The organism is Phytobacter ursingii (assembly GCF_001022135.1).
GTDB classification, from domain to species: Bacteria; Pseudomonadota; Gammaproteobacteria; order Enterobacterales; family Enterobacteriaceae; genus Phytobacter; species Phytobacter ursingii.
In genome coordinates this window covers 2,817,154-2,842,312 of the sequence record NZ_CP011602.1, presented here as the reverse complement: position 1 = coordinate 2,842,312, position 25,159 = coordinate 2,817,154, and the positions used below count along the sequence as shown (strand labels likewise).

Annotated in this window: 22 protein-coding genes and 2 pseudogenes; 18 read left to right on the top strand and 6 right to left on the bottom strand. The window is 53.2% G+C overall.

The genetic code is table 11. The features are described 5' to 3' along the window. The first annotated feature begins 63 nt into the window (after nt 1-63). Nucleotides 64-1,296 carry an MFS transporter gene (locus AB182_RS16895; protein ID WP_047371114.1) on the top strand — a complete coding sequence of 411 codons (1,233 nt, stop codon included), beginning with the start codon at nt 64-66 and terminating at the stop codon, nt 1,294-1,296. Nucleotides 1,297-1,521: 225 nt separating this feature from the next. Next, a complete protein-coding gene (locus AB182_RS16890; RefSeq protein ID WP_047371113.1) occupies nt 1,522-2,304 on the top strand; it encodes a DsbA family protein in 783 nt (260 codons plus the stop codon). Between the two features lie 339 nt (nt 2,305-2,643). On the opposite strand, the pseudogene AB182_RS16885 reads toward AB182_RS16890, so the two are convergent. After that, a pseudogene (locus AB182_RS16885) lies at nt 2,644-3,426 on the bottom strand (MipA/OmpV family protein). 372 nt (nt 3,427-3,798) lie between these two features. On the opposite strand from AB182_RS16885, the gene AB182_RS16880 reads away from it, so the two are divergent. The 3 genes and pseudogenes from AB182_RS16880 (at nt 3,799) to AB182_RS16870 (ending at nt 9,283) form a co-directional block, all read left to right on the top strand. Next, nucleotides 3,799-4,974 carry a sensor histidine kinase gene (locus AB182_RS16880; RefSeq protein WP_047371112.1) on the top strand — a complete coding sequence of 392 codons (1,176 nt, stop codon included), beginning with the start codon at nt 3,799-3,801 and terminating at the stop codon, nt 4,972-4,974. 90 nt (nt 4,975-5,064) lie between these two features. Beyond that, on the top strand, nt 5,065-6,219 hold the full coding sequence (locus tag AB182_RS16875; RefSeq protein ID WP_047371111.1) for an efflux RND transporter periplasmic adaptor subunit: 1,155 nt from the start codon (nt 5,065-5,067) through the stop codon (nt 6,217-6,219). Continuing rightward, a pseudogene (locus AB182_RS16870) lies at nt 6,216-9,283 on the top strand (efflux RND transporter permease subunit). Before AB182_RS16875 ends, AB182_RS16870 begins: the two are co-directional and overlap by 4 nt. Nucleotides 9,284-9,317: 34 nt before the next feature. Here AB182_RS16870 and AB182_RS16865 read toward each other — a convergent pair. After that, the gene (locus AB182_RS16865) at nt 9,318-9,575 is read right to left on the bottom strand and encodes a hypothetical protein (RefSeq protein ID WP_047371110.1); all 258 of its coding nucleotides are present in this window, start codon (nt 9,573-9,575) and stop codon (nt 9,318-9,320) included. Nucleotides 9,576-9,674: 99 nt separating this feature from the next. Then, nucleotides 9,675-10,877 (bottom strand): MFS transporter, encoded by a 1,203-nt coding sequence (locus tag AB182_RS16860; protein ID WP_047371109.1) that lies wholly within the window; start codon nt 10,875-10,877, stop codon nt 9,675-9,677. Nucleotides 10,878-10,958: 81 nt separating this feature from the next. On the opposite strand from AB182_RS16860, the gene AB182_RS16855 reads away from it, so the two are divergent. Then, the gene (locus AB182_RS16855) at nt 10,959-11,501 is read left to right on the top strand and encodes a TetR/AcrR family transcriptional regulator (protein WP_047371108.1); all 543 of its coding nucleotides are present in this window, start codon (nt 10,959-10,961) and stop codon (nt 11,499-11,501) included. 233 nt (nt 11,502-11,734) lie between these two features. Beyond that, a complete protein-coding gene (locus AB182_RS16850) occupies nt 11,735-12,298 on the top strand; it encodes a hypothetical protein (protein WP_147810718.1) in 564 nt (187 codons plus the stop codon). A 442-nt stretch (nt 12,299-12,740) separates the two neighbouring features. Here the strand turns inward: AB182_RS16850 and AB182_RS16840 are convergent, their stop codons facing one another. Further along, nucleotides 12,741-14,426, bottom strand: a complete 1,686-nt coding sequence (locus tag AB182_RS16840) for an aspartate:alanine antiporter (RefSeq protein ID WP_047371105.1) — start codon at nt 14,424-14,426, stop codon at nt 12,741-12,743. Nucleotides 14,427-14,703: 277 nt separating this feature from the next. Here AB182_RS16840 and AB182_RS16835 point away from each other — a divergent pair, with 277 nt between their 5' ends. After that, entirely contained in the window at nt 14,704-15,072 is a 369-nt protein-coding gene (locus AB182_RS16835; protein WP_047371104.1) for an inner membrane protein YbjM, read from the top strand. A 28-nt stretch (nt 15,073-15,100) separates the two neighbouring features. On the opposite strand, the gene AB182_RS16830 is transcribed toward AB182_RS16835, so the two are convergent. Continuing rightward, nucleotides 15,101-15,364 carry a GrxA family glutaredoxin gene (locus AB182_RS16830; protein ID WP_047371103.1) on the bottom strand — a complete coding sequence of 88 codons (264 nt, stop codon included), beginning with the start codon at nt 15,362-15,364 and terminating at the stop codon, nt 15,101-15,103. A 173-nt stretch (nt 15,365-15,537) separates the two neighbouring features. On the opposite strand from AB182_RS16830, the gene nfsA reads away from it, so the two are divergent. The 10 genes from nfsA to AB182_RS16780 all read left to right on the top strand — a co-directional run bounded on the left by nfsA (nt 15,538) and on the right by AB182_RS16780 (nt 24,810). After that, entirely contained in the window at nt 15,538-16,260 is a 723-nt protein-coding gene (nfsA, locus tag AB182_RS16825) for an oxygen-insensitive NADPH nitroreductase (protein ID WP_047371102.1), read from the top strand. Nucleotides 16,261-16,454: 194 nt separating this feature from the next. After that, nucleotides 16,455-17,357 (top strand): 30S ribosomal protein S6--L-glutamate ligase, encoded by a 903-nt coding sequence (gene rimK / locus AB182_RS16820; protein ID WP_047371101.1) that lies wholly within the window; start codon nt 16,455-16,457, stop codon nt 17,355-17,357. Nucleotides 17,358-17,443: 86 nt separating this feature from the next. Next, entirely contained in the window at nt 17,444-17,923 is a 480-nt protein-coding gene (locus tag AB182_RS16815; RefSeq protein WP_047371100.1) for a type III secretion system chaperone family protein, read from the top strand. A 347-nt stretch (nt 17,924-18,270) separates the two neighbouring features. Continuing rightward, nucleotides 18,271-19,380, top strand: a complete 1,110-nt coding sequence (gene potF, locus AB182_RS16810) for a spermidine/putrescine ABC transporter substrate-binding protein PotF (protein ID WP_047371099.1) — start codon at nt 18,271-18,273, stop codon at nt 19,378-19,380. Nucleotides 19,381-19,519: 139 nt separating this feature from the next. Beyond that, nucleotides 19,520-20,653, top strand: coding sequence for a putrescine ABC transporter ATP-binding subunit PotG (gene potG, locus AB182_RS16805; RefSeq protein WP_047371098.1), 1,134 nt, complete (start codon nt 19,520-19,522; stop codon nt 20,651-20,653). 9 nt (nt 20,654-20,662) lie between these two features. Further along, a complete protein-coding gene (gene potH, locus AB182_RS16800) occupies nt 20,663-21,616 on the top strand; it encodes a putrescine ABC transporter permease PotH (RefSeq protein ID WP_047371097.1) in 954 nt (317 codons plus the stop codon). After that, nucleotides 21,613-22,458 carry a putrescine ABC transporter permease PotI gene (gene potI, locus AB182_RS16795; RefSeq protein ID WP_039078498.1) on the top strand — a complete coding sequence of 282 codons (846 nt, stop codon included), beginning with the start codon at nt 21,613-21,615 and terminating at the stop codon, nt 22,456-22,458. Before potH ends, potI begins: the two co-directional genes overlap by 4 nt. A 50-nt stretch (nt 22,459-22,508) precedes the next feature. After that, on the top strand, nt 22,509-23,006 hold the full coding sequence (locus tag AB182_RS16790; RefSeq protein ID WP_223883631.1) for a YbjO family protein: 498 nt from the start codon (nt 22,509-22,511) through the stop codon (nt 23,004-23,006). Between the two features lie 40 nt (nt 23,007-23,046). Further along, nucleotides 23,047-24,183 (top strand): 23S rRNA (uracil(747)-C(5))-methyltransferase RlmC, encoded by a 1,137-nt coding sequence (gene rlmC / locus AB182_RS16785; RefSeq protein WP_047371095.1) that lies wholly within the window; start codon nt 23,047-23,049, stop codon nt 24,181-24,183. A 27-nt stretch (nt 24,184-24,210) separates the two neighbouring features. Further along, the gene (locus tag AB182_RS16780; protein ID WP_047371094.1) at nt 24,211-24,810 is read left to right on the top strand and encodes a hypothetical protein; all 600 of its coding nucleotides are present in this window, start codon (nt 24,211-24,213) and stop codon (nt 24,808-24,810) included. Between the two features lie 66 nt (nt 24,811-24,876). Here AB182_RS16780 and AB182_RS16775 read toward each other — a convergent pair whose 3' ends face one another. Then, nucleotides 24,877-25,131, bottom strand: a complete 255-nt coding sequence (locus tag AB182_RS16775; RefSeq protein ID WP_047371093.1) for a hypothetical protein — start codon at nt 25,129-25,131, stop codon at nt 24,877-24,879. Nucleotides 25,132-25,159: the final 28 nt, after the last annotated feature.

Below are 25,159 nucleotides of genomic sequence, written 5' to 3'. Positions count from 1 at the left end.
TCGCTGTCGTCAACCGGCCGCTTTGATTACACTCTGCGCGATTTTTCACGTAAAAGAGATTGCATGCAAAACCATACCCTTACTGGCCGTCGCCTGGGACGTCAGGCACTGTTATTTCCCCTTTGTCTGGTCCTGTACGAATTCTCAACCTATATTGCCAACGATATGATTCAGCCAGGTATGCTGGCCGTGGTCGAACAATATCAGGCCGGGATTGAGTGGGTGCCGACATCGATGACCGCCTACCTTGCGGGCGGCATGTTTTTACAGTGGCTGCTGGGGCCACTGTCGGATCGTATTGGCCGTCGCCCGGTAATGTTGACCGGCGTGGTGTGGTTCGTGGTGACCTGCCTGGCCACCTTACTGGCACAAAACATTGAGCAGTTCACGCTGCTGCGTTTTTTGCAGGGGATCAGTCTGTGCTTTATTGGCGCGGTCGGCTACGCGGCCATTCAGGAGTCTTTTGAAGAGGCGGTGTGCATTAAAATCACCGCGCTGATGGCTAACGTGGCGCTTATCGCGCCGCTGCTCGGTCCGCTGGTGGGCGCCGCGTGGGTTCATGCCGCGCCCTGGCAAGGGATGTTTGTTCTTTTTGCGCTGCTGGCCGCGGTGGCGTTTGTGGGTCTGCAGCGGGCGATGCCGGAAACCGCCACCCGGCTGGGTGAACCACTTTCGTTAAAAGCCCTGTGGCACGACTATGCGCTGGTGATGAAAAACATCCGTTTCGTTGCCGGATCGCTGGCTATCGGGTTTGTCAGCCTGCCATTGCTGGCCTGGATTGCTCAGTCACCGATCATTATTATTAGCGGCGAACAGCTCAGCAGTTACGAATACGGCTTGTTGCAGGTGCCGATTTTTGGCGCGTTGATTCTGGGTAATCTGCTGCTGGCGCGGCTTACTGCGCGGCGCACCGTGCGTTCGCTGATTATTCTTGGCGGCTGGCCGATTGTGGCCGGGCTTATCCTGGCGGCCACGGCAACGCTGTTCTCGTCGCATGCTTATCTCTGGATGACGGCAGGATTAAGCCTGTATGCGTTTGGCATTGGTCTGGCTAACGCCGGGCTGGTGCGCCTGACCCTGTTTGCCAGCGAGGTCAGCAAAGGGGCGGTTTCGGCGGCGATGGGTATGCTGCAAATGCTGATTTTCACCGTCGGTATCGAAGTCAGTAAACATGCCTATCTGGCGGGCGGCAACGGCCTGTTCAGCGTCTTTAATCTGCTCAACGGTCTGTTCTGGCTGGGGCTGATGGTAATTTTCCTGCGTGACAAAAGCGTCGGAAACTCGCTCGAAAGCTAAGGCTGTCCGCAGGGTGAAGGGAGAGCATCAATCTGCCCGTGATGATTTTCCTTCGCTCCTGTTAGCCTGAGCCGTTCTCCCGCCTGTGGTTATATCGACATATCTGTTATCACTTCCGGCGTGTCACCTTTACTGAAAACGCGTATCTTTGATAGCGATACCGCTGTGCACGACGCACCTGCCTGTTCGCAACACTATTCAAAGAAAACGTTAGGGATACCACCGATGACCTTCAGAAAGACGCTGATTTCTTTAGTGACCACATATACCCTTCTCCATTTAAGCCCTGTACTGGCTGCCTCTGCGCCGGTATTCACACCGGAACAAGAAGCGCAGATCGGGAAAATCGCCGCCGACTACCTTGTTGCCCATCCGGAGGTGCTGGTGCAGGTCAGCCAGAAATTGCAGCAGCAAGAGCAGGAGCGTCAACAGATGGCGCTGACGCAGAAGGTGATGGATAACCAGGATGCGCTTCTGCGTGACAAAGATACGCCGGTTATCGGCCCGCAGGATGCGAGCGTGGCGGTCATTGAATTCTTCGATTATCAGTGTATTTATTGCAGTAAGCTTGCCCCGGAGCTGGAAAAAGTCATGAAGGCCAGCCCGGACGTGCGTTATATCTTTAAAGAGTGGCCTATTTTCGCATCACGCTGGGAGAACTCAGAGAAAGCGGCGCTGCGCGGCCTTGATGTCTGGAAGCAGAAAGGCGCTGCCGGGTATGCCATCTATCACAACAGCATTTACCATACCGGGCATAACGAAGGTCAACTGACGGTCGAAGATATCAACGCTGCCGCGAAGGCGGCCGGCGCCACGGATAAGCCGCAGGCGGATTACAGCAACATACTTGAGAACACCAATACGCTGGCGCAGACCCTGGAACTCACCGGGACGCCAGGGCTGATTGTCATGCCGGTTAAAGGCGCAAACCCGGAGAACATTACCGTCTTCCCGGGGCTTGCCAGCGCGGAGCAGATTCAGGCCGCGATTAAAAAAGCCAGCCACTGATCTGCAACATTGCCGCCGGAAAACATCACCGGCGGCAATGCCAGGTATTTGTGGGGTGACGAATGAATAAAAAAAGTAAATGTAAAATGCCCTGTTAATTAACTTTATCGAAAAAGTATTCTCAGGGCTTCTGTGCGCGTTTGTCTGCTATTAACTCTTCTTTTTTCGCCATTATCCTGGCGGCGCATTATGGATTTTTTTAAAGTTCTTTGAGAGGCTTTGCTGATCATCAAACCCGTATTTAGAGGTTATTTCACTACCAGGCGTACGGGTTGTTTTTAGGTCTGATGTCAGTTCCATTATTTTTTCTTGTCTGTCTCCATTTTTGAAGACGCATTATTAAAATGTATAAGTAATGGCACCGGTAAAAGAGAAGGTATTTTGTCTGAAAACGATAGGGCTATTTGCAACATCATCATTCAGCCAGTTATAACCCGCACTTAAGGTTGTCCCCCAATGCGGGTCAAATTGATGGTTCCACATCAGGCTTGTGTTTATTCCGTACAAACCTCCGCCAGGGGTAAAGGTTGCATATCCCGTGCGTTCGCTCTGTTTTTGACTGACGCCATAATTAATTTGCATATATCGACGATCGCCGAACAGGGCCGTGTTCTGCAGTGCAATAGTATCAATGTCATTCTGCAAAGGAATAAGCGTAAAGGAAGCCTGATACGCCACCCCCTGGCTATCCGTAACGGGAAGAATCGCTTTTCCTTCAATATTTACCCAGGGGGCTATGGACCAGCCTACTGCCAGAGCGGTATTCATAGCAGCTTTAATATTGCCCATTCCCTTTAATTCGTTTGCGCCTTCCCGCCAGTTAGAATTACGTTCAGAACGTCCCAGGCTATAACCCAGCGTGTGTTCTAAATACAGGCCGTTGTCAGCCTGAAGGTCATATCCCAGACCTTTTTCTGAATCCACAAAAAATGCACCTTTACGCCCCTAGATAACGGGGACGACCTGGAAAAATTGCTGATTTGACCCGCTGTAACGTGGGGCATATTGCCCGGCGATACCCATGCTAAATGTGTTTAAATCAGCGGCAGTATCATCTGCAAATGAAGTTATCGGAATAAAGAGTAAACCTGCCATCAACGGTAGTGTTGTTTGGGTGAACATTAATCATCTCCGGATTGATTAAAAGCGTGTTATATCAACGCATGATTTGCTGATGGTTGAGTATGAAGTAATGATATCAATAAACAGTCAGGGAATTGTTAAGATACTGTCAAGTTACGCATTTTGCGGTGAGGTTTCTGATAAATTCAATCCTCGCTACGCAGTGTGTATAATTTGTCATTTTATCGATACGCATATACTGTCACGAAAAGGGTATTGTACGTATTGGCGTAACAGACCGGCAATTACTGTTCTCTAAAAAAACCAGGGTACACAGATGGTTTGTCGAAAAGTTTTGATAATTGAAGATGATACGGATGCTGCCGACGTTCTGGCAAACCTACGCGGCATTGAGTACAGGTTTCAGCAGCCATGAAAAGTCCCGTTCACCCGTCACTCTGGCGCTGGATTTGCGCCCGCATCCTTGCCCTTGCTATCGGGACTGTCATCATCATTGCCCTGTGCATGTGGCTACGTTATGCCATCCAAAATTACTGGGCTTTGCATGACATGCCTGCCAGCGTCAGAGCAGAATTTCTTGCGTTGCGGGACAACCCGCAGGTTAACCCGGAACGCTTCCATTACATTGTCGACACGTGGTGGGGGATCAGTTACTCGACCCCCTCTATTGCCTCGGCCGACTGGATCATGGTTGGCGTACTTGTTCTGGTGATGATCCCTTTTATCGTCATTCTGGGGTTACGCTACGCGCGGCCTTTATCCTCTCAGTTCAGCCGCTTACGAGAGGCGGCAGATAACGTCACGCAAGGGCAATTTGGCAGTCAGGCGGAACTCGTCAGGGATGCGCCGGCTGAAATGATACGTTTCGCCATAGATTTTAACGGCATGACGCAACAACTTGCCCTTTATGAACGCGAACTGCGCGCTTCGCATGTCGCGATGGCACATGAACTTCGTTCTCCTTTAACTGCGGCCATTGGTCGGCTACAGGGGATGCTGGATGGCGTATTTAGCCCTACAGAAGAGCAACTGAGGATGGTGATGAACCAGCTGTTGCTCCTGAGCCGTCTGACCGGGGAGTTACACTTACTTTCACTGGCGGATGCCGGGCAACTGACTCTCGATCGCCAACCTCTGTGCCTGGTGGAGCTATTGCGTGAGCGTGCTGCATGGCTTAAGTTGCAGGCGGATACGTCCGGCATGAGGATTACGGTTGCGGATACGCCACCTTCTATTGTCAATGGGGATGCTCTACGCCTGGGTCAGGCCTTTACGATTATTATGGAAAATGCCTTGCGGTATGGGCGGCAGGGAGGACATCTGAACATAGGCATTCGTCGCTGTGCAGATGTGCTCAGCATCACCTTTGACGATGATGGTCCTGGTGTGGACCCCGCTTTCTTACCGATCATCTTCGAGCGGTTCACGCGAGCCGATGCTTCGCGGGCGCGGCATTCCGGGGGCAGTGGTCTGGGGCTATCCATCGCCAGGGCTATTTGCCTTGCTCACGGCGGGAATATTGACGCGTTTTTACCTGAAAAAGGTGGCCTGCTGATAGAGATAACCCTGCCGGCTGAGGAGATATAAATGCATTCTTGATGAATCCTTGATGAAAAATGCAGAGAATCTCGACTTCATCCCGTTGTAATAACGCCATTACCATTCAGGAGTGGCGTTATGTCAGAACAGCTCACCGTCTTATTTCGTCAAAGCGCGCATCATCTTTTTCATGCCGCACGTCAATGTTCCATCCTTTCTTTGTTGCCGCTTATCGCCCCGGTGGTGTTCATTTTTTTACTGACCGGCTGTGGGGAGAAGGATACGCACAAGAGCGCTCCACCGAGGCCCGTTCGCTACGTTGTTGTTCAGACCTTATCCTCCTTTCCGGTCGATGTACGAACCGGAGAAATTCGTGCCCATGATGAAACCTTACTCTCTTTCCGACTGAGTGGCCGAATGGTAAGCCGTCTTGTTGATATCGGCGATCATGTGCATACGGGGCAAGTGCTGGCGACATTAGAAAGCCAGACAGGAACCAATGAACTTGCCAGCGCCCGCGCCGATGTGGAAAGTGCCAAAGCAGCCGAACAGGTCGCATTGCTGAACTTGAACCGAATGCAAAAACTCTTGCCCTCCGGCGCTATCGCCCGTACTCAACTCGATAGCGCGCGTGCTGACTGGCAAGCGGCGGCATCGCGCCTTAAAAGCAGCATGGCCGCTATGCGCAATGCACAGGATAACCTTGCCTGGACGCAACTGACGGCACCTGCGGATGGCGTGATTACCCGCGTCAGTGTTTCTGCAGGTCAGGTGGTGAGCGCCGGGCAAACGGTCTTTACCCTTGCGACCAGCGAGGCACGTGATGTGGTATTTGATATCGCTGATCCCCAGCGACTTTCTACACCCGATGCCAACGCGAGGGAATTTCACGTTGCGTTGTTGTCGAATCCCGCCGTAAAAACCACCGGCATACTTCGTGATGTCAGCCCCCAGGCCGACCCGCAAACCAGAACCTGGCAAGTCAGGGTTGCGCTTAACAACCAACCTGCCGGGATGGCGTTGGGGGCCAGCGCGACCATTGATATTCCGTCGTCTACGTTGCCCGGTTATCGGATTCCCGCCTCCGCACTGAGTCGTGCTGGCGATAAACCCGCCATCTTTGTTATTGCGGATAACGCACAGGCGCAGTTACGCGAGGTCACTTTATCCGGCTATGTTGCCTCTTCCGTGTTCGTTTCATCCGGCCTTCATCCCGGTGATAAAGTCATTACCGCAGGCGTGAATAAGTTACGTGATGGCGAAAAAGTCATTCCGGGGGAGCGTCAGTCATGAACGCCTCCGATAAAAAACAGCGCTTCAACCTTTCCGCATGGGCGCTTGAACATCAGCAACTGGTAAGCCTGTTTATGATGCTGATTCTTGTGGCGGGGGTCTTGAGTTATGAAAAACTTCCGCGTAATGAAGACCCGGCATTCACCATCAAAACGGCGGTGGTCTCCGCGCAGTGGCCAGGCGCCAATATTGAGGACACAACCCGGCTTGTAACCGATGTCCTTGAGAAAAAACTGCAGGAGACGCCCTGGCTCGATTATATAGAAAGTGAAACCCGGGCAGGCAGTAGCGTTATTTATGTGAACTTACGAGACGACACGCCACCTCAGCAAGTTCAGGGGATCTGGTATCAAGTGCGTAAAAAAATGCAGGATAGCGCAAGCTCTTTGCCTCAGGAGGCGCAAGGGCCGGCGGTGAATGATGAGTTTGATGATACGTTCGGCACTATTTATGCTTTCACTACAGATGGTTACACTTCGCGGGAGTTACGCGATCGCGTAGAAGCGATCCGTCGTGATCTGATGTCGGTGAAAGATATTGGCAAGATTACGCTTCTGGGTGAACAGCAGGAACAGATTGTTATCGCCTTTTCCCCCGACAGCTTGCCGGTATGGGTGTAGACGTTCAGCAGGTGAGCGAGGCATTAAAGGCCCAAAATGCCGTTGAACCCTCCGGCACGATCCGTACTGGAAACGATAACATTGCCTTGCGTGTGAGTGGCGCATTGACCTCAGAGGAGAGCCTTCGCGCCGTCACGCTGCATATCAATGACCGGTACATTCCCCTGACGGATATTGCTACCGTCACGCGTAACATTGCCGAACCGGCTACGCCAGCCTTTCGGGTGAACGGGCAGCCTGCGATAGGGCTTGCGATTTCGATGGCCTCAACCGGCAATATGTTGCTTTTCGGTAAGACGCTCAACGCCCGGATGGCGCAGGTCAAAAACCAGTTACCTCACGGTATTGAAATGGTAAAAGTGGCCGATCAGTCTGTTGTCGTGAGCGATGCCGTCAGCGGTTTTGTCCGTGTGCTTATCGAAGCTGTTCTGATCGTTCTGGCCGTTTCCTTTATCTCGCTCGGTATGCGAGCCGGGCTGGTCGTTGCTGCTGCAATACCTCTGGTACTGGCAATGACATTTATCGGCATGATGCTGGCCGGGATTGGTTTGCAGCGCATCTCTCTGGGTGCGCTCATTATTGCGCTCGGGCTTCTGGTCGATGATGCGATGATAACGGTAGAAGCGATGGTGGCGAGGCTTGAAGCTGGCGATACGCGTAAAAATGCCGCCACGTATGCTTTCAAAACCACCGCTTTTCCCATGCTGACGGGAACCCTGGTGATGATTGCGGGGTTTATTCCTGTCGGCTTTGCGGCTTCCAGTGCCGGAGAATACTGCTTCTCACTGTTTGCCGTTGTCCTGATGGCCTTGCTTAGCTCGTGGGTCGTCGCCATCCTGTTCTCGCCGCTGACCGGTACCTGGTTACTTCCTGCGCGTATTAAAAAACATGAAGGGAGCGCAGGCAGACTTGCCCAGGCCTATCGTGCGTTACTGGATCGCGTGCTGCGTTATCGGCTGACCACCATTGGTATTGCCTTGCTGACGCTTATGTTGTCATGCGTTGGGGCGACCTATATGCAGGGGGAATTTTTCCCGGCATCGGATCGCCCCGAATTGCTGGTGAGTCTTTCGCTCCCGGCGAATACGTCACAACCCGAAACAGAGCGGCAGGCCGAGCGTCTTGAACACGCGATAAGGGGCAATGACAATATTGATCATTACACGACGTATGTCGGATCGGGCGCCATACGCTTTTATTTGCCCATGGAAGTCCTGTTAGATAATGAAAATACAGCGCAACTCGTTATTGTGGCAAAGGATCTGGCAGCGAGAGATCGCTTACAACGGCAGCTCACGACGCTTTTAGCCAGTCAGTTTGGCGACCTGACGACGCGTGTTTCTCCCCTTGAGTTAGGGCCTCCGGTAGGCTGGCCGATAAAATACCGCGTGAGCGGGCCTGATTACGCCCAGGTGCGGTTAATCGCTCGTCGTGTTGCCTCTGAGACCGGAGCTTCGCCTTTCACGCGCGAGGTTAATCTGACCGCGGGCGAACCGGAAAGAGTGATCACACTTAATGTCAACCAGACGGCAGCACGGGCAGCAGGCGTCTCCTCAGAGGATATCGCTCAAACGCTGAACACTGTCTGGTCTGGTCGTACCGTCACCACGGTGCGGGATAATGATCGCCTCGTGGATGTGGTGCTACGGGCGAGCGATAAGGAGCGTCTGGATATCAGTACGTTATCGTCACTGGTACTGACAACCGCGACGGGAAAGAAAATTCCGCTTAGCGAAGTCGCCACACCCGTATGGGGTGTTGACGATCCGGTTATCTGGCGTCGCCAACGACTGCCTTTCATCACCGTGCAAACGGACCTGGCGCCGGGCCTTAATGCACAGACCGTATCGTCTGCATTGCGTGCGAAGATTGATCAATTACGCGCGCAGCTCCCTGAGGGATATCACATCGAAGAAGGGGGGACGGTAGCGGAAGCAGAGAAGGGAAATAGCTCCGTTTTTGCGGTATTGCCTGTGACGCTCATCGCAATGCTGATTCTGCTCATGATTCAGTTACAGCGTTTTTCCCGTATGTTGCTTGCGCTATTTATGGCGCCTTTTGGCTTGCCCGGCATCGTATTAGCGATGCTGCCGACAAGAACGCCGATGGGATTTGTGGCATTGCTGGGCGTTATCGCGCTGGCAGGGATGATTATCCGCAATGCGGTCATTCTGATAAGCGAAGTGGATAACAACCTGGCGCAGGGGATGACCTCGTGCGAAGCCATTGTTGCGGCAGCGGAGCATCGTTCGCGTCCGATCATTTTAACGGCCTGCGCGGCAATACTGGGGATGATCCCTATCTCACACCAGGTTTTTTGGGGGCCGATGGCCTATGCCATTATCGGCGGACTTCTCGTGGCCACGCTGGTCACGCTGACGGTATTGCCTGCTTCATTGAGCCTACTGCTCGCCAGAGAAGAGGGGCGTAATAAACAGAAATAGAGAGAAAATGCGCGCGCGTTGTTCTTTTGAAGTTTTAGTGATGATCGTCAATCTGATGTTCGATAATCATCCCTTCACCGATGCTTGCCAGATGACGGGCCCGGGGCGCAACGCGAACAACTGGCGCAGGGGCAACGACCTGCGGGGCAACATACGTCGTTTGCGCTGTCGGGGTGTTGATGGGGACTAGCTCGATTTTGTAACCGTCCGGGACATTGACCGTCACGTTTTGCGCCAGAGCGCCGATGGAGAACGTGCTGAACAGCAGCGCCATGACCAGTTGAGTTTTCATTTTCGCCTCGATAATTGAAGGTGGCTGGCAGTACGCCAGCCACACAGAGGGGCGAAGTATGCGTAATCGAACCTGGCAATGTGTTGCCGCGTGTGCGCATTATTCGGTTGCGGATTGCATGTCCCGATCCGGCTTTGCCACCGATTTAGCAACCAGTGCGGCAACCAGCACGAGGCCTAAGACCACCAGCATCGCGCTGCGCAAACCGTAGTGTTCCCCTAAGAAACCAAGCAGCGGCGGCCCCACCAGAAAAGCCAGATAGCCTGTGGTGGCGACCACGCTGACGCGGGTTGGCGCATCGGGGCCGGTATCGCTGGCGGCAGAAATGGTCAGCGGGAAGCCCAGTGATGCGCCCAGTCCCCAGAAGATCACCGACATCCCGGCAATCCATGCATTATCGACGAAAATAATCAGCCCAATACCCAATGCGCCCATCATTGCGCTGGCGCGAACCACGGCGACGCGGCTGTAGCGGTCGATAAACCAGCCGCCGGTAAAGCGCCCAACCGTCATTCCGAGGGTAAAACCGGCATAGATCAACGAGCCGGAGGTGGGATTAAACCCGTGTCCGTCAACCATTAATAGCGGCAGCCAGTCATTGGCAGAGCCTTCGGCAAAAGCCATTGCCAGCACCACTACCCCAATCAGCAGCAGTTGAATATCACGATAAAAGGGCAGGCCCGCTTTGTTACGTGCTTTATCTTCCGGCGTGTCTTTGCCCGTCCCTTCGGGAATGGCAGAAATAGCCAGTATGATCGGCGTAATGGCGACCACGGCCGCCAGCAGAATATGCAAGGTTGCCGGCGTACTTAACGCCGTCAGGGTCATACCCACGCCTGCGCCAGCCAGCGTGCCAAGGCTGTAGAAGCCGTGCATCATCGGCAGAACGGTTTTGTTCATTTCGCGCTCGACCACGGCGCCTTCAATATTTATCGCCACTTCGCCTGCACCCATACTGCCGCCAAAAAACGCCAGTCCAACGGCAAACAGCAGCGGGGAAGCCAGCCACAGGGCCAGACTCAATACCAACATGCCCGCGATGGCGGCAGTCATACTGGCACGAATGACTTTGCGCGTACCAAAGCGTTTCACCAGCCAGCCGGATGAGAGAATGCCACTCATGGAGCCCACGGAGAGGCCAAACAGCACGGCGCCCATCTCCGCCGTTGAGACAGATAAGATGTCGCGAATAGCCGGAGTACGAGTCGCCCACGACGCCATCAGCAGGCCGGGGATGAAGAAGAAGGTAAATAGCGCCCAGAGCCGGTGTTTTAGCGCATTACGATGTGAAGTGCCTGGCATTACGTCGCATCCTGCAAGGAAAAAGAGAAGACAACACTAGCAAGCATGTGTACATTTGTACACATCTGATTGCGAGGATTTATGAGCCGACGACCGAACGACCCGCAACGGCGTGACCGCATCCTGGATGCCACGCTGGAGACCATCGCACTGCACGGTATTCATGCCGTTACCCACCGAAAGATTGCCAGTTGCGCCGACGTTCCGCTCGGCTCAATGACCTATTATTTTGCGGGTATTGATGCGCTGCTGGATGAAGCTTTTACCCGCTTTACGCAGCAAATGTCCGCACAATATGCGGCTTTTTTTACCCAGGTTGATAGCGCCGCAACCGCCTGTGATGCCGTGACTGAACTGATTTTCAGCGCTCAGGTGACAACACCGCACAATATGGAACTGATGTATCAGCTGTATGCCCTGATGAGCAAAAAACCGATGCTGAAAAGCGTAATGCAAAACTGGATGCGCACCAGTCAGACCACGCTGGAGCGATGGTTCGATCCGGTAACCGCCCGCGCGCTGGACGCCTTTATCGAAGGGATGACATTACATTTTGTGGTGGACCGGGAACCGCTGAGCCGTGCGGATATTCGCAATATGGTGGGCAGGATCGCGGGCGAGTGAGGGAAGGGCTGATTTTCATGCAACAAAAAACAGGGTATCAAGAGTTGGTGCGGCCTGTAGGGTAATGTCCTAATGTGGAGAATCTGAAAAATGCTAACTGGAAAATCAATAGTCGGTTGATTAATCTTTGCACTGCAAATCGTTAACTCAAAGGGATTGTATGGATATTTCGCAGATAGCTAATGGTATTGCCGATAGTTTGTCCAGCTTGCCGAGGGGCTTTGGTCTCGGGGGTGGTTAGAACATGGGAAGGCGCCGGAATTGTCAACCGTGGGGATAAATACCGCAACGAGGAAGAGAACGAACGGTTTTTCAGAATGATAAAGGGAATGGGTAATCCTGAAACGCCGTTAAGACGGCTTATCACTATAATTATTAATGATTTTTATCAAAAGCTGGGAGCAAAGGGAAAAGAGGCCATTAATAATAAGCTGCTTTATGGTGGTGGTGCCGTAGCGGGAAAAGTTGGGGGGCAGATAGCAGTTGCCCAAACGGCAGCAGCTATCATCATTCGTAAGGTTGTGATCGAAAAGGCATATCAGCATTTTATCAGGTTCGCATCCTCTGCCAGTCTTAACCTTATTATGATTCAGGGCTTGATCGAGGAAGCGGCCAGAGCATCGCGCAGAATGAGGGATGAGTACCCTGGTGTTTATATGGCTGTTCAGCATGAAAACCTTGATATGATTTATTTTTTAGTTGAGAAAGAGATGGAGCCATACCTGATGTTTACTAAAGGTCATCCTTTCACGTGCAAAGGAGTAGAGGATGGACTCTGTAAAATCATTTCTGGTTAAAATGACTTCACATGCACTTGAGGGAACCATTACGTTTCTGTCAGTGCTTTTTGCGATGGGTTCGCTTTACTGGTTTGAGAGCGGATGGCTTAAGTTTGCAGGAATGGTGGGTTCGTTGATCGCCGGGTATGTGATTACATATTGGGTCGCCCGGATGAGAGATTAGCTTTCATCATATCCAGGGTCGCGGTGTATCTTCTGTTGTCCTCCAAAAATAAATCTGCCGCCATTTTGCCGCCATATAGCTTTAAACCTGCCAATAAGGCGATGTTTTTAAATGGTTATTTTTGCAGGCAACAAAAAACCCATCAACCTTGAACCGAAATGGCGGGGTTGATGGGCTCCACAAATTGGGGACATCAAAGAAAAGCAGTGGCACTAGTTATGACTAATGCTGAGAAAAAAAGTTCTCCAGGTGTTAAGAATTTTTTTAAGTTCGGAGTTATCCTAAGCCCGGCCAGACAATGATTATCAGGGTCCCCGCCAGCGTAAGCAGTACGTTCGCTATCGCATAGGTGCCTGCATAACCCAATGCCGGAATGTTACTGCGCGCGGTATCACTGATAATCTCCATGGCCGGCGCACAGGTACGCGCGCCCATCAGTGCGCCAAACAGCAGCGCACGGTTCATTTTCAGCACCCATGCACCAAACAAGAAACAGATCATCACCGGCACCAGGCTGACAATCAGGCCTGCGATCAGCATCTGCCCGCCCACTTCTCCCAGGCTATTGCCAATGCCACTACCGGCGCTTAAGCCGACGCCCGCCATAAAGACCATCAGGCCAAACTCTTTCACCATATTCAGCGCACCCTGGGGGATATAGCCAAAGGTCGGGTGGTTGGCACGAAGAAAGCCGAGCATAATCCCGGCAAACAGCAGGCCCGCCGCGTTGCCGATACCAAAGCTGAACGAGCTGAACTGGAAGGTGATCATGCCGATCATCAGACCAACGATAAAGAAGGCGCAGAAGGCGAGAAGGTCTGTAACCTGACTATGAATAGAGATAAACCCGATGCGGTCAGCGATGGTTTTCACACGACGGGCATCCCCGCTCACCTGCAAGACATCGCCTTTATTGAGCAGGATGTTGTCGTCAATCGGCATCTCAATCTGGCTGCGGATAACGCGGTTGAGGAAACAGCCATGGTCGGTCAGCTTAAGCTGAGCCAGACGGCGGCCCACCACATTATGGTTTTTTACCACCACCTCTTCGGTGACAATGCGCATGTCGAGCAGGTCGCGGTCAAAAACCTCTTTTCCATTACGGAAACTGGGGTCGAGACGCGCATGCGCATCCGGATAGCCAACCAGCGCAATTTCATCGCCCATTTGCAGAACCGCATCGCCGTCCGGGTTCGCCAGAATACCGTTACGACGAATTCGTTCGATATAGCAGCCCGTCTGGCGGTAAATACCCAGTTCACGCAGATTTTTGCCGTCCGCCCAGGCCACCAGCTCCGGGCCGACGCGGTAGGCGCGGATGACCGGCAGATAGACCTTCCGGTTGGTGTCAGTGTCGAGTCCACGCTCACGGGCAATCTGTTGGGCGCTGGTCTGCAGATCCTGGTGCTGCAATTTTGGCATATAGCGAGCGCCGACAATCAAACTGACCAGGCCAATAAGGTAGGTCAGGGCGTAGCCGAGGCTTAAGTGATCGAGTGCTTGTGAAAGCTGGCTACTGTCCATACCCGAATGCCGTAGCGTATCACCCGCGCCCACCAGTACGGGGGTCGACGTCATTGCGCCTGCCAGCATCCCCGCCGTCAGGCCGATATCCCAGCCGAACAATTTGCCGAGGCCAAGCGCAATCAGCAATGCGCTGCCGACTAATACCAGCGCCAGCATCAGGTAATTTTTGCCGTCGCGAAAAAAAATAGAAAAAAAGTTTGGCCCGGCTTCCACGCCTACGCAAAAAATAAACAACATAAAACCTAAATTGAGGGCATCGGTGTTTATGCTGAAATGTTGCTGACCTAATAATAAGGAAACCACTAAAACGCCAATGGAATTACCGAGTTGTACAGAACCCAGGCGTAATTTCCCCAGACAGAGTCCGAGTGCCAGAACAACAAATAATAACAGTATGTAATTCCCGTTTAACAAATCTGCGACGTTTATATTCACGGAGGCTAACTTCTTGTTTACTTGTAAGCTATTGAAAGAATGGGTTATTTGGGCTACTGTTTTGCGAAGAATCTGAGGTTGAAAAACGCAGTAGTGCGTCTTAATTCCCGGCAACACAATAACTGGCCGCTAGTTTAATCGTATTGAATTGCAACGGCTAGTAAGAATCATCTATTCACGCGGGGGTTTTTCGGCAGGGAGTGCCATAACGCTTTATCTGACCGTACGTTCTTTGGAACGGATGAAGAGTTTGATAGAGAAAAGTCAGGAGGATTGTTTGAAACATAAACGCGGACTTGCAGGCATAATTTGTTGTTTTTTACTTTTCATTGTCGTCTGTTTTTTAGAAGTGACGAATATGGAAGGTGCCTTTCGTTCGTCCGGGCATCCTGAGCTGGGGTTGCTGTTTTTTACTTTACCCGGCGCCGTTGCCAGTATTTTTTCACGTCGCCGTAAAGTGATGTTGCCGCTGTTTGGCGCGATCCTCGCTGCGCCGCTCTGCTTTGTTGTCATGCGCCTGTTTTTTACCCCAGTGCGTTCTGTCTGGCAGGAGCTGGCGTGGCTGTTTAGTGCAGTATTCTGGTGTGCGCTGGGCGCGCTCTGTTATCTGTTTATCAGCAGTTTTTTCAGCAATGGGGCACGTTAAGGCCGACGTCGTGCCGGGTGTGGCCTGTTTACCTTACTCTACCGAACTGTTTGCGAACGAACTTATCAAACTCGGTAAAGCTGCCAATGTGTTTTTGATCGACAAAAATCTGTGGCACCGTTTCGATGGGTTTGCCCGCAGCGTGTTCCAGCGCTGCGCGGGTGACGCCATCGGCGTGGATATCAACATAACGCCACTCAAAATTATCCTGCGATTTGCTGACTTTTTCAGCCAGCTCTTTTACACGTGCGCACTGCGGGCAGCCTGCGCGACCAAAGATGACGGTATACATACATTCTCCATAAACCAGACGGTAAGCAGGGGATATGATGTCGTTTTTGAGGTCAGGGATAAAACAGGTTGTGCCTGTTATGTTAATTTCCGCAACCTTTCAACACATATTGCTGATAATTCTCGTCGGGACTGTTCGCTATAATGGGGGTTTTGTTTTCAGGGAAAACGACTATGACGCCAGTTATCGATCTGCTCCGTGCCCACCGCTCGATCCGCCATTTCACCCAGGAACCCATTACCGCCGCGCAGCGTGAAGCGATTATCGCCGGTGCTCAGGCCGCCTCCAGTTCCAGCTTTTTACAGTGCAGCTCAATCATTCGCGTGACCGACCCGGCGTTGCGCCAACAACTGGTTACACTGACCGGCGGTCAACAGCACGTGGCCGAGGCCGCTGAGTTTTGGGTATTTTGCGCCGATTTTAATCGTCACCTGCAAATCTGCCCCCAGGCACAACTGGGACTGGCAGAACAACTGCTTCTCGGTGTCGTCGATACGGCCATGATGGCGCAAAATGCCATGACGGCGGCGGAATCACTTGGCCTTGGCGGCGTGTATATTGGTGGGATCCGTAACAGCATTGAGGCGGTGACGGAATTACTCCAACTGCCCCAGCATGTTTTGCCGCTCTTTGGACTCTGTCTTGGCTGGCCCGCCGATGATCCGCAGGTGAAACCACGTCTACCGGCCGCGCTGGTGGTGCATGAAAACAGCTACCAGCCTGTCGATGCGGATATCCTTGCACAATATGATGAGCAGATTGCCGCGTATTATGCATCGCGGGGCAGTAATACCCGCCAGGATACCTGGAGCGATCATATCCGGCGCACCATTATTAAAGAGAACCGTCCGTTCATCCTCGACTATTTGCATAAACAAGGGTGGGCTGTGCGCTAATTCCCGTTCATCCTGTGTCTTGCTGCGTGTATGATACGCACGTTTTCTACTCGTCATACTTCACGTTGCCCGTGTTTTGGCTGCGTCAGTGCGCTCCGGCGACACAGTGAGCTATGCTCCTGAGGCGCTGACTTGCCGCCTGCCGGCAATGCGAATTATGTAGGGTATTGCCAGACTATTCAGAGAGGTGCAGGGTGAAAATCGCCATATTGTCCCGGGACGGAACGCTCTATTCATGCAAACGCCTGCGCGAGGCTGCTATAGCGCGCGGGCATCTGGTCGAAATTCTCGATCCGCTGTCGTGTTATATGAACATCGATCCCGCGGCCTCGTCGGTCCATTACAAAGGTCGCCAGCTACCCCATTTTGATGCGGTGATCCCGCGTATTGGCTCTGCGATTACCTTTTACGGCACCGCCGCGCTGCGCCAGTTCGAAATGTTGGGCAGTTACCCGCTGAATGAATCGGTGGCGATTACCCGCGCACGTGACAAATTGCGTTCTCTGCAATTACTGGCCCGCCAGGGGATTGATCTGCCGGTGACGGGTATCGCCCATTCACCGGATGACACCAGTGACCTGATTGCGATGGTCGGCGGCGCGCCGCTGGTAGTAAAACTGGTGGAAGGGACGCAGGGGATCGGCGTGGTCCTTGCCGAAACACGTCAGGCGGCGGAAAGTGTTATTGACGCCTTTCGCGGTCTTAACGCCCATATTCTGGTTCAGGAATATATTGAGGAAGCGAAAGGGCGGGATATTCGTTGTCTGGTGGTGGGCAATGAGGTTGTCGCAGCAATTGAACGGCAGGCGAAAGAGGGCGATTTTCGCTCCAACCTGCATCGCGGCGGCGTGGCCAGCGTGGCGACAATCACTCCGCGTGAGCGGGAGATGGCCATTAAAGCCGCACAAACACTCGGTCTGGATGTCGCCGGGGTGGATATCCTGCGCGCCAACCGTGGACCGCTGGTAATGGAAGTCAATGCATCGCCCGGGCTTGAAGGTATTGAGACCACCACAGGGGTGGATATCGCGGGTAAAATGATTGCCTGGATTGAGCATCATGCCACGCCTGGCTATTGTCTCAAAACCGGCGGCTAGTCGATTTTACGCGCTGCGCAATGGTATGCGGCCTGCTTTTTGCGTAAGCTATGACTCCACTTTTTACGTCAGAGGTTGTTTTGCGCATGAATTCACTCGTCGCCCCTGGTCTGGACACGCTTCGTCAATGGCTTGATGAGCTGGGTATCAGTTTCTTCGAATGCGATACCTGCCAGGCGTTGCACCTGCCGCATATGCAGAATTTCGACGGGGTGTTTGACGCCAAAATCGATCTGATTAACGACGTGATCCTCTTTACGGCGATGGCGGAAGTGAAACCCTCCGCATTGCTGGCGCTGGCTGCCGATCTTTCTGCCATCAATGCCAGTTCTTTGACGGTGAAAGCATTCCTCGACATTCAGGATGATAACCTGCCTAAGCTGGTCGTTTGCCAGACATTATCCTCAGGCGCCGGGGTGACGCTCGAACAATTTGCATGGTTCATGCGCCAGAGCGAAGAGCAAATTTCAATGGTGATCCTTGAAGCCCGCGCCCATCAGCTGCTGTTTGTTCCCGAAGATGAAGAGCTCAAAGCCGGCGATGATGCATACAATTTTCTTCACTAAACCTGCCTGACATTAGCGCAGTCGCTGCCAGAGCGGCTGCATAATGAATGTTTTAATTCTGCTTTTAACCTTCTTTTAAAGAATTTTTCACCGCTATTCCCGCCGTTTCGGCTTATCACATAGACAGAATCTGCATAAAAAATTGATAAAAGGCGTTTTTTAATCTGCCCTATAGCCTCTAACCCTGGCTACAGTTATTCTTGCGATGCTTTGATAAGCATGCGGCGTCGGCCGAAAGAATTTTCCTCTTCGACCAGTGCAGACTGACAAAATATGCATGAATTTTGCATATCTTAAATGCGTACACTTAGTTCGTATGGTAACGGACTTTCCAGAAGGAATGAGATATGACCGCTTTGAGTAAAAAATGGTTATCAGGTCTTGTTGCGGGTGCATTAATGGCTGTCTCTGCCAGCACTCTCGCCGCAGAGCAAAAGACGCTGCATGTGTATAACTGGTCTGACTATATTGCGCCGGATACGGTTGCGAACTTTGAAAAAGAGACCGGGATTAAAGTTGTTTACGACGTGTTCGATTCCAACGAAGTACTGGAAGGGAAATTGATGGCGGGCAGTACCGGTTTTGACCTGGTAGTGCCTTCTGCAAGCTTCCTTGAGCGCCAGTTGACTGCGGGTGTGTTCCAGCCGCTTGATAAGAGCAAGCTGCCGAACTGGAAGAATATGGATCCGGATGTGCTGAAAATGGTTGCTCAGCATGACCCGGGTAACAAATACGCGGTGCCGTACCTGTGGGCCACCACCGGCATTGGCTATAACGTTGATAAAGTTAAAGCGGTACTGGGCGATGTGCCGGTTAACAGCTGGGATCTGGTGCTGAAACCGGAAAACCTGGAAAAACTGAAAAGCTGCGGTGTCTCCTTCCTCGATGCGCCGGAAGAGATTTTCGCTACCGTGCTGAACTACCTGGGTAAAGATCCGAACAGCACCAAAGCGGACGATTACTCCGGCCCGGCAACCGATCTGCTGCTGAAACTGCGTCCGAACATTCGCTACTTCCACTCCTCTCAGTACATTAACGATCTGGCAAATGGCGACATCTGCGTAGCCATCGGCTGGGCGGGGGATGTATGGCAGGCGGCTAACCGTGCTAAAGAAGCGAAGAACGGCGTGCATGTGAACTACATCATTCCGAAAGAGGGCGCTCTGGCGTTCTTTGACGTCTTCGCCATGCCCGTTGATGCGAAAAACAAAGACGAAGCGTATCAGTTCCTCAACTACCTGATGCGTCCTGACGTTATTGCACACATCAGCGACCACGTCTTCTATGCTAACGGTAACAAAGAATCCAAACCGTTGATCAGCGCAGAAGTGCGTGATAACCCGGCAATCTATCCGCCGGCGGATGTTTTCGCGAAACTGTACACGTTGAAAGTGCAGGATCCGAAAATTGACCGCGTAAGAACCCGTGCGTGGACAAAAGTAAAAAGCGGCAAATAATCAATCACCTGTACAGTGATTGAGTTGCACCAGGGCGGTGCAATTGCCCTAAACCTGGACAGAGGTCATTGGCCTCTGTCCGGTCATTTGTAATCAACTAGCTGGTACTGGTTGAGTTTTTTTGCCGGAGAGCACTTGAGTGAATGACGCTATCCCCCGCCCACAGGCGAAAACCCGTAAGGATTTGACGCCTCTGCTTGAAATCCGCAATCTGACCAAATCGTTTGACGGCCAGCACGCCGTTGATGACGTCAGTCTGACCATTTACAAAGGTGAAATCTTCGCGCTGCTGGGTGCATCTGGCTGCGGCAAGTCCACGCTGCTGCGCATGCTGGCAGGCTTTGAGCAACCGACGACCGGGCAAATTATGCTCGATGGCGTCGATCTGGCGCATGTGCCGCCTTATCTGCGTCCTATCAATATGATGTTTCAGTCCTATGCTTTGTTCCCGCATATGACCGTTGAACAAAACATCGCGTTTGGCCTCAAGCAGGACAGGCTGCCTAAGGCGGAAATCGCCAGCCGTGTTGCGGAGATGCTGAGCCTTGTGCACATGCAGGAGTTCGCGAAGCGTAAACCGCATCAGCTATCCGGCGGCCAGCGCCAGCGTGTTGCACTGGCCCGTAGTCTGGCAAAACGCCCGAAACTCCTGTTGCTTGATGAACCGATGGGCGCGCTGGATAAAAAACTGCGTGACCGTATGCAACTGGAAGTGGTGGATATTCTGGAGCGTGTGGGCGTGACCTGCGTGATGGTCACCCACGATCAGGAAGAGGCCATGACCATGGCCGGACGTATCGCCATTATGAATCGCGGTAAGTTTGTGCAGATTGGTGAACCCGAAGAGATTTATGAACACCCGACCACCCGCTACAGCGCAGAATTTATCGGCTCGGTTAACGTGTTCGAAGGTCTGCTTAAAGCGCGTGAGGATGACGGTCTGGTGATTGACTCGCCGGGGCTGGTTCATCCACTGAAAGTGGATGCGGATGCCTCTGTTGTCGATAACGTGCCGGTCTATGTTGCGCTGCGTCCGGAGAAAATTATGCTCTGTGAAGAGCCGCCTGCTGACGGTTATAACTTCGCCGTGGGTGAGGTGGTGCATATTGCCTACCTCGGGGATCTGTCGATTTATCACGTTCGTCTGCAAAGCGGACAAATGATCAGTGCGCAATTGCAGAACGAGCACCGCTATCGTAAAGGCACCCCGACATGGGGCGACGAAGTTCGCCTGTGCTGGGATGCCGACAGTTGTGTGGTTCTGACGGTTTAAGGAGCGGTGATGAGTACACTTGAACCACCGACCCGTGTCGAAAAACCGGGCGGATTTAACCTGTGGCTGGCGCGTTTTCAGATGAAGCACGGGCGCAAGTTCGTTATTGCGCTGCCTTATATCTGGTTGATTTTACTGTTTTTGCTGCCATTCCTGATTGTCTTCAAAATCAGCCTGGCAGAGATGGCGCGCGCTATCCCACCCTATACCGATCTGGTGGAGTGGGCTGATAACCAGCTTACCATTTCGCTCAACATCAATAACTTCCTGCAACTGACCGACGATCCGCTCTATTTTGAAGCGTATCTCCAGTCATTACAGGTAGCGGCGGTGTCGACGATCTGCTGTCTGGTATTGGGGTATCCGCTGGCCTGGGCCGTTGCGCACAGTAAGCCATCAACGCGTAATATTCTGTTGTTGCTGGTCATCTTGCCTTCATGGACCTCTTTCCTGATTCGCGTCTATGCCTGGATGGGGATTTTGAAAAGCAACGGCGTGCTGAATAATTTCCTGATGTGGCTGGGGATTATCGATCAGCCGCTGACGATTCTGCACACCAACCTGGCGGTCTATATCGGTATTGTGTATGCCTATCTGCCGTTTATGGTGCTGCCTATCTATACCGCGTTGACGCGTATTGATTATTCGCTGGTTGAAGCATCGTTGGATCTGGGCGCCCGGCCGCTGAAAACGTTCTTTAGCGTGATCGTGCCTTTGACCAAAGGGGGCATTATCGCCGGCTCCATGCTGGTGTTTATCCCGGCGGTGGGCGAGTTCGTGATCCCGGAACTGCTCGGTGGCCCGGACAGCATTATGATTGGTCGTGTCCTGTGGCAGGAGTTCTTTAATAACCGCGACTGGCCGGTGGCCTCGGCGGTGGCGATTATTATGTTGCTGCTGCTGATAGTGCCGATCATGTGGTTCCATAAACATCAGCAGAAACAGATGGGAGATAGCGCATGAACAACTTGCCGGTAGTGCGTTCCCCGTGGCGTATTTTGATTCTGGTGCTGGGGTTCACGTTCCTCTATGCGCCGATGCTGATGCTGGTCATTTATTCATTTAACAGCTCCAAACTGGTGACCGTGTGGGCCGGGTGGTCAACACGCTGGTATAGCGAGTTGTTCCATGATGACGCCATGATGAGCGCCGTGGGTCTGAGCCTGACCATTGCCGCCTGCGCCGCCACAATGGCGGCGATCCTTGGGACGATTGCGGCAGTAGTGATGGTGCGCTTTGGCCGTTTCCGCGGCGCCAACGGCTTTGCGTTTATGATTACCGCACCGTTGGTGATGCCGGATGTGATCACCGGGCTCTCGCTGTTGCTGCTGTTTGTTGCCCTTGGTCATGCGATTGGCTGGCCGTCGGATCGCGGCATGCTCACTATCTGGCTGGCGCATGTGACCTTCTGTACGGCTTATGTCGCGGTGGTTATCTCCTCTCGTCTGCGTGAACTCGACAGGTCAATTGAGGAGGCGGCGATGGACCTTGGCGCGACGCCGCTGAAAGTGTTCTTTGTTATTACGCTGCCGATGATCATGCCAGCGATTATCTCTGGCTGGCTGCTGGCGTTTACGCTGTCACTCGACGATCTGGTTATCGCCAGCTTCGTGTCTGGCCCGGGGGCGACAACGCTGCCGATGCTGGTCTTCTCCAGCGTGCGTATGGGGGTGAATCCGGAGATCAACGCCCTGGCAAGCCTGATTCTGGGCGTCGTGGGGATTGTTGGTTTAATCGCTTGGTATCTGATGGCGCGCGCGGAAAAGCAGCGAGTGCGCGATATCCAGCGTGCAAGACAGGGATAATGATTCTAGAATCTTAAACGTTGTGTCGCAGATGCCGCGCTTGTCGCGGCATTTTTCACAGGGAATACAGTACATTGGGATTCTTTACTAAAGCACATCAGTCGCACGCTCGTCCGAATGTACCCGCACTGGTACAGGTGGCGGCTATCGCCATTATTCTGATCCGCTGCGTGGATGTCTTCATGCTCTGCAATGTGCTGGGCGTACGGGGGATGATTGACTTCGTGGTACGCAGTGCGCAAACCTGGAGCCTGACGCTGATTTTCTTCGGCAGCCTGGTGCTGGTCTTCGTTGAAATTCTCTGTGCCTTTTCCGTGGTGAAGGGGCGAAACTGGGCGCGCTGGCTGTATCTGTTGACGCAAATTATCGCCACAGGTTACCTGTGGGCAGCTTCGCTGGGCTATGGTTATCCTGAGCTGTTCAGTATCGCTGGCGAATCGAAACGTGAGATTTTCCGTACGCTCATGATGCAGAAAATGCCCGACCTGCTGGTCCTGTTCCTGCTGTTTGTCCCTTCCCCCAGCCGACGCTTTTTCCGTCTGCAATAACGGGGTACAATCGCCGCCCCGCAATGAAGAAGGTTTTATTATGCAGTGCGCACTCTTTGACGCCAGGCGCTGTCACTCCTGTCAGTGGATTGAACAACCGACTGGCGACCAACTCTGTGCAAAAATGACCGATCTCCGCAGCCTGCTGGCGGATTTACCGGTAGCGGAATGGTGCGCGCCGGTTAGCGGCCCGGAACAGGGGTTTCGTAATAAAGCCAAGATGGTAGTGAGCGGCAGCGTGGAGAAACCGCTGCTTGGTATGTTACATCGCGACGGCACACCGGAAGATCTGACCGATTGCCCGCTCTATCCCGCCTCGTTTCAGGCGGTTTTCGCCGTCCTTAAACCTTTTATTGCCCGCGCGGGGTTAACCCCTTATAACGTGGCGCGTAAACGCGGTGAACTGAAATACCTGCTCTTAACCGAAAGCCAGCACACGGGCGGTATGATGCTGCGCTTTGTGCTGCGCTCACAGGCCAAACTTGAGCAGCTACGTGCCGCGCTGCCGTGGTTACAGGCGCAGTTGCCGCAGCTTCACGTGATTTCGGTGAATATCCAGCCGGTACATATGGCCATTATGGAAGGGGAGACGGAAATCTTTCTGACTGAGCAGCAGGCGCTGGCGGAAAATTTCAACGGCGTGCCGCTGTGGATCCGCCCGCAGAGTTTCTTTCAGACCAATCCGGTCGTCGCCAGCGCGCTGTACGCCACGGCGCGTGAGTGGGTGAGGGCGTTGCCGGTACGCCATATGTGGGACTTGTTTTGCGGCGTAGGCGGTTTTGGCCTGCATTGTGCCACACCGGAGATGACGCTTACCGGTATCGAAATTGCGCCGGAGGCGATTGCTTGCGCGAAGCAGTCTGCGGCTGAGCTGGGGCTGACCGATTTGCACTTTCAGGCGCTGGACTCCACCCAATTCGCGACCGCTCAGGCAGACGCCCCGCAACTGGTGCTGGTAAACCCGCCGCGTCGTGGGATTGGCCAGGCGCTTTGTGATTACCTGAGCCGGATGGCGCCCCCCTATATTGTCTACTCAAGCTGTAATGCGCAGACGATGGCGAAAGACCTGCAGGCGCTGGCGGGATATCGCATAGAGCGAGTGCAACTGTTTGATATGTTCCCCCACACGGCGCATTACGAAGTGCTGACACTTCTGGTGAAATGTTCTACGGTTTAAGGCATTAGCTCATCAGGGGGACTGACTATGCGCGTGCCATCTCGTTACTTATTTCCTCTTCAGCCTGCCGCACCGGGGGCTGGCGTGGTGGGATTCGCCGTTCTGTTTGCGCTGCTGGCCGGGGGGCTTTACGGTGTTTATTGCCTGGTGCGTGATTTTGTGAACACGGGCAATCCTGTTATTTTCGCCGTTGCGCTGTTTATGGTTCTGCTGAGCGTTTCCGGGATGATACACGGGCGTAAGCGGCGTGCAAGGCTCGCGGCGCTGGCACAGGCGCGTCAGGGTGAAAGTATCTGTCAGTTTGCGCGGGCGTTTAATCTGCGCGACGTGGACGCCTGGGTCATTCGCGCCGTCTGGGATACGGTGATGGCGTGGGGCGGGAGCGAGCTTGCGCGGCTGAATTTCCCCCTGCAGGCAGATGACAGGCTGGAAATTTTTGCTTTAGACGATGAGGAAGCGCTTTTTGATGTGCTCTCTGATGCGGCGACGAGGGCCGGACGCACCCTCGATAATCTTGAGAATAACCCCTTTCAGCCACTCAATACGCTGCGCGATATGGTGATGGCCTTGAGTGCACAGCCCATGACGCCAGAGCGGCAACAAAAAAGAGACGTCGCTCTGGATTAGGGTAAACCGTGGGTGCAGCCCGGCCAGTGACCCCCGGCAATGCTGTCAGGGGGGCAGGCGGAGAGATTATTCGCCCATGCCGTCCGATTTTTTCTTCATCATGTCGTCGTCTTTGCCCATGGTCCCTTTTTTCGCTTTATCGCCGTGCTTCATCGTGCTCTCTTTTTTGGCCATCCCGTCATGTTTCATCGGTGTCTTTTTCTTCATCATGGTGCTGTCATCCTGCGTTTTCATTCCGTCCTGGCTCATCGCGTCGGCGGCATGGGCGCCAGCCATCCCAAAGGTACAGAGGGCGGCGAGGGTGAGGATCATCTTTTTCATGGTGGTTTCCTTGCAAGGTGAGAGGGGT

Coding starts and splice junctions, on each gene's coding strand:
- AB182_RS16775 (WP_047371093.1), bottom strand. CDS start 25,131: ATGAAAAAGATGATCCTCACCCTCGCCGCCCTCTGTACCTTTGGGATG.
- rlmC (WP_047371095.1), top strand. CDS start 23,047: ATGCAGTGCGCACTCTTTGACGCCAGGCGCTGTCACTCCTGTCAGTGG.
- AB182_RS16890 (WP_047371113.1), top strand. CDS start 1,522: ATGACCTTCAGAAAGACGCTGATTTCTTTAGTGACCACATATACCCTT.
- potF (WP_047371099.1), top strand. CDS start 18,271: ATGACCGCTTTGAGTAAAAAATGGTTATCAGGTCTTGTTGCGGGTGCA.
- AB182_RS16865 (WP_047371110.1), bottom strand. CDS start 9,575: ATGAAAACTCAACTGGTCATGGCGCTGCTGTTCAGCACGTTCTCCATC.
- AB182_RS16895 (WP_047371114.1), top strand. CDS start 64: ATGCAAAACCATACCCTTACTGGCCGTCGCCTGGGACGTCAGGCACTG.
- AB182_RS16855 (WP_047371108.1), top strand. CDS start 10,959: ATGAGCCGACGACCGAACGACCCGCAACGGCGTGACCGCATCCTGGAT.
- AB182_RS16880 (WP_047371112.1), top strand. CDS start 3,799: ATGAAAAGTCCCGTTCACCCGTCACTCTGGCGCTGGATTTGCGCCCGC.
- AB182_RS16860 (WP_047371109.1), bottom strand. CDS start 10,877: ATGCCAGGCACTTCACATCGTAATGCGCTAAAACACCGGCTCTGGGCG.
- AB182_RS16875 (WP_047371111.1), top strand. CDS start 5,065: ATGTCAGAACAGCTCACCGTCTTATTTCGTCAAAGCGCGCATCATCTT.
- potH (WP_047371097.1), top strand. CDS start 20,663: ATGAGTACACTTGAACCACCGACCCGTGTCGAAAAACCGGGCGGATTT.
- AB182_RS16780 (WP_047371094.1), top strand. CDS start 24,211: ATGCGCGTGCCATCTCGTTACTTATTTCCTCTTCAGCCTGCCGCACCG.
- nfsA (WP_047371102.1), top strand. CDS start 15,538: ATGACGCCAGTTATCGATCTGCTCCGTGCCCACCGCTCGATCCGCCAT.
- potI (WP_039078498.1), top strand. CDS start 21,613: ATGAACAACTTGCCGGTAGTGCGTTCCCCGTGGCGTATTTTGATTCTG.
- AB182_RS16815 (WP_047371100.1), top strand. CDS start 17,444: ATGAATTCACTCGTCGCCCCTGGTCTGGACACGCTTCGTCAATGGCTT.
- AB182_RS16830 (WP_047371103.1), bottom strand. CDS start 15,364: ATGTATACCGTCATCTTTGGTCGCGCAGGCTGCCCGCAGTGCGCACGT.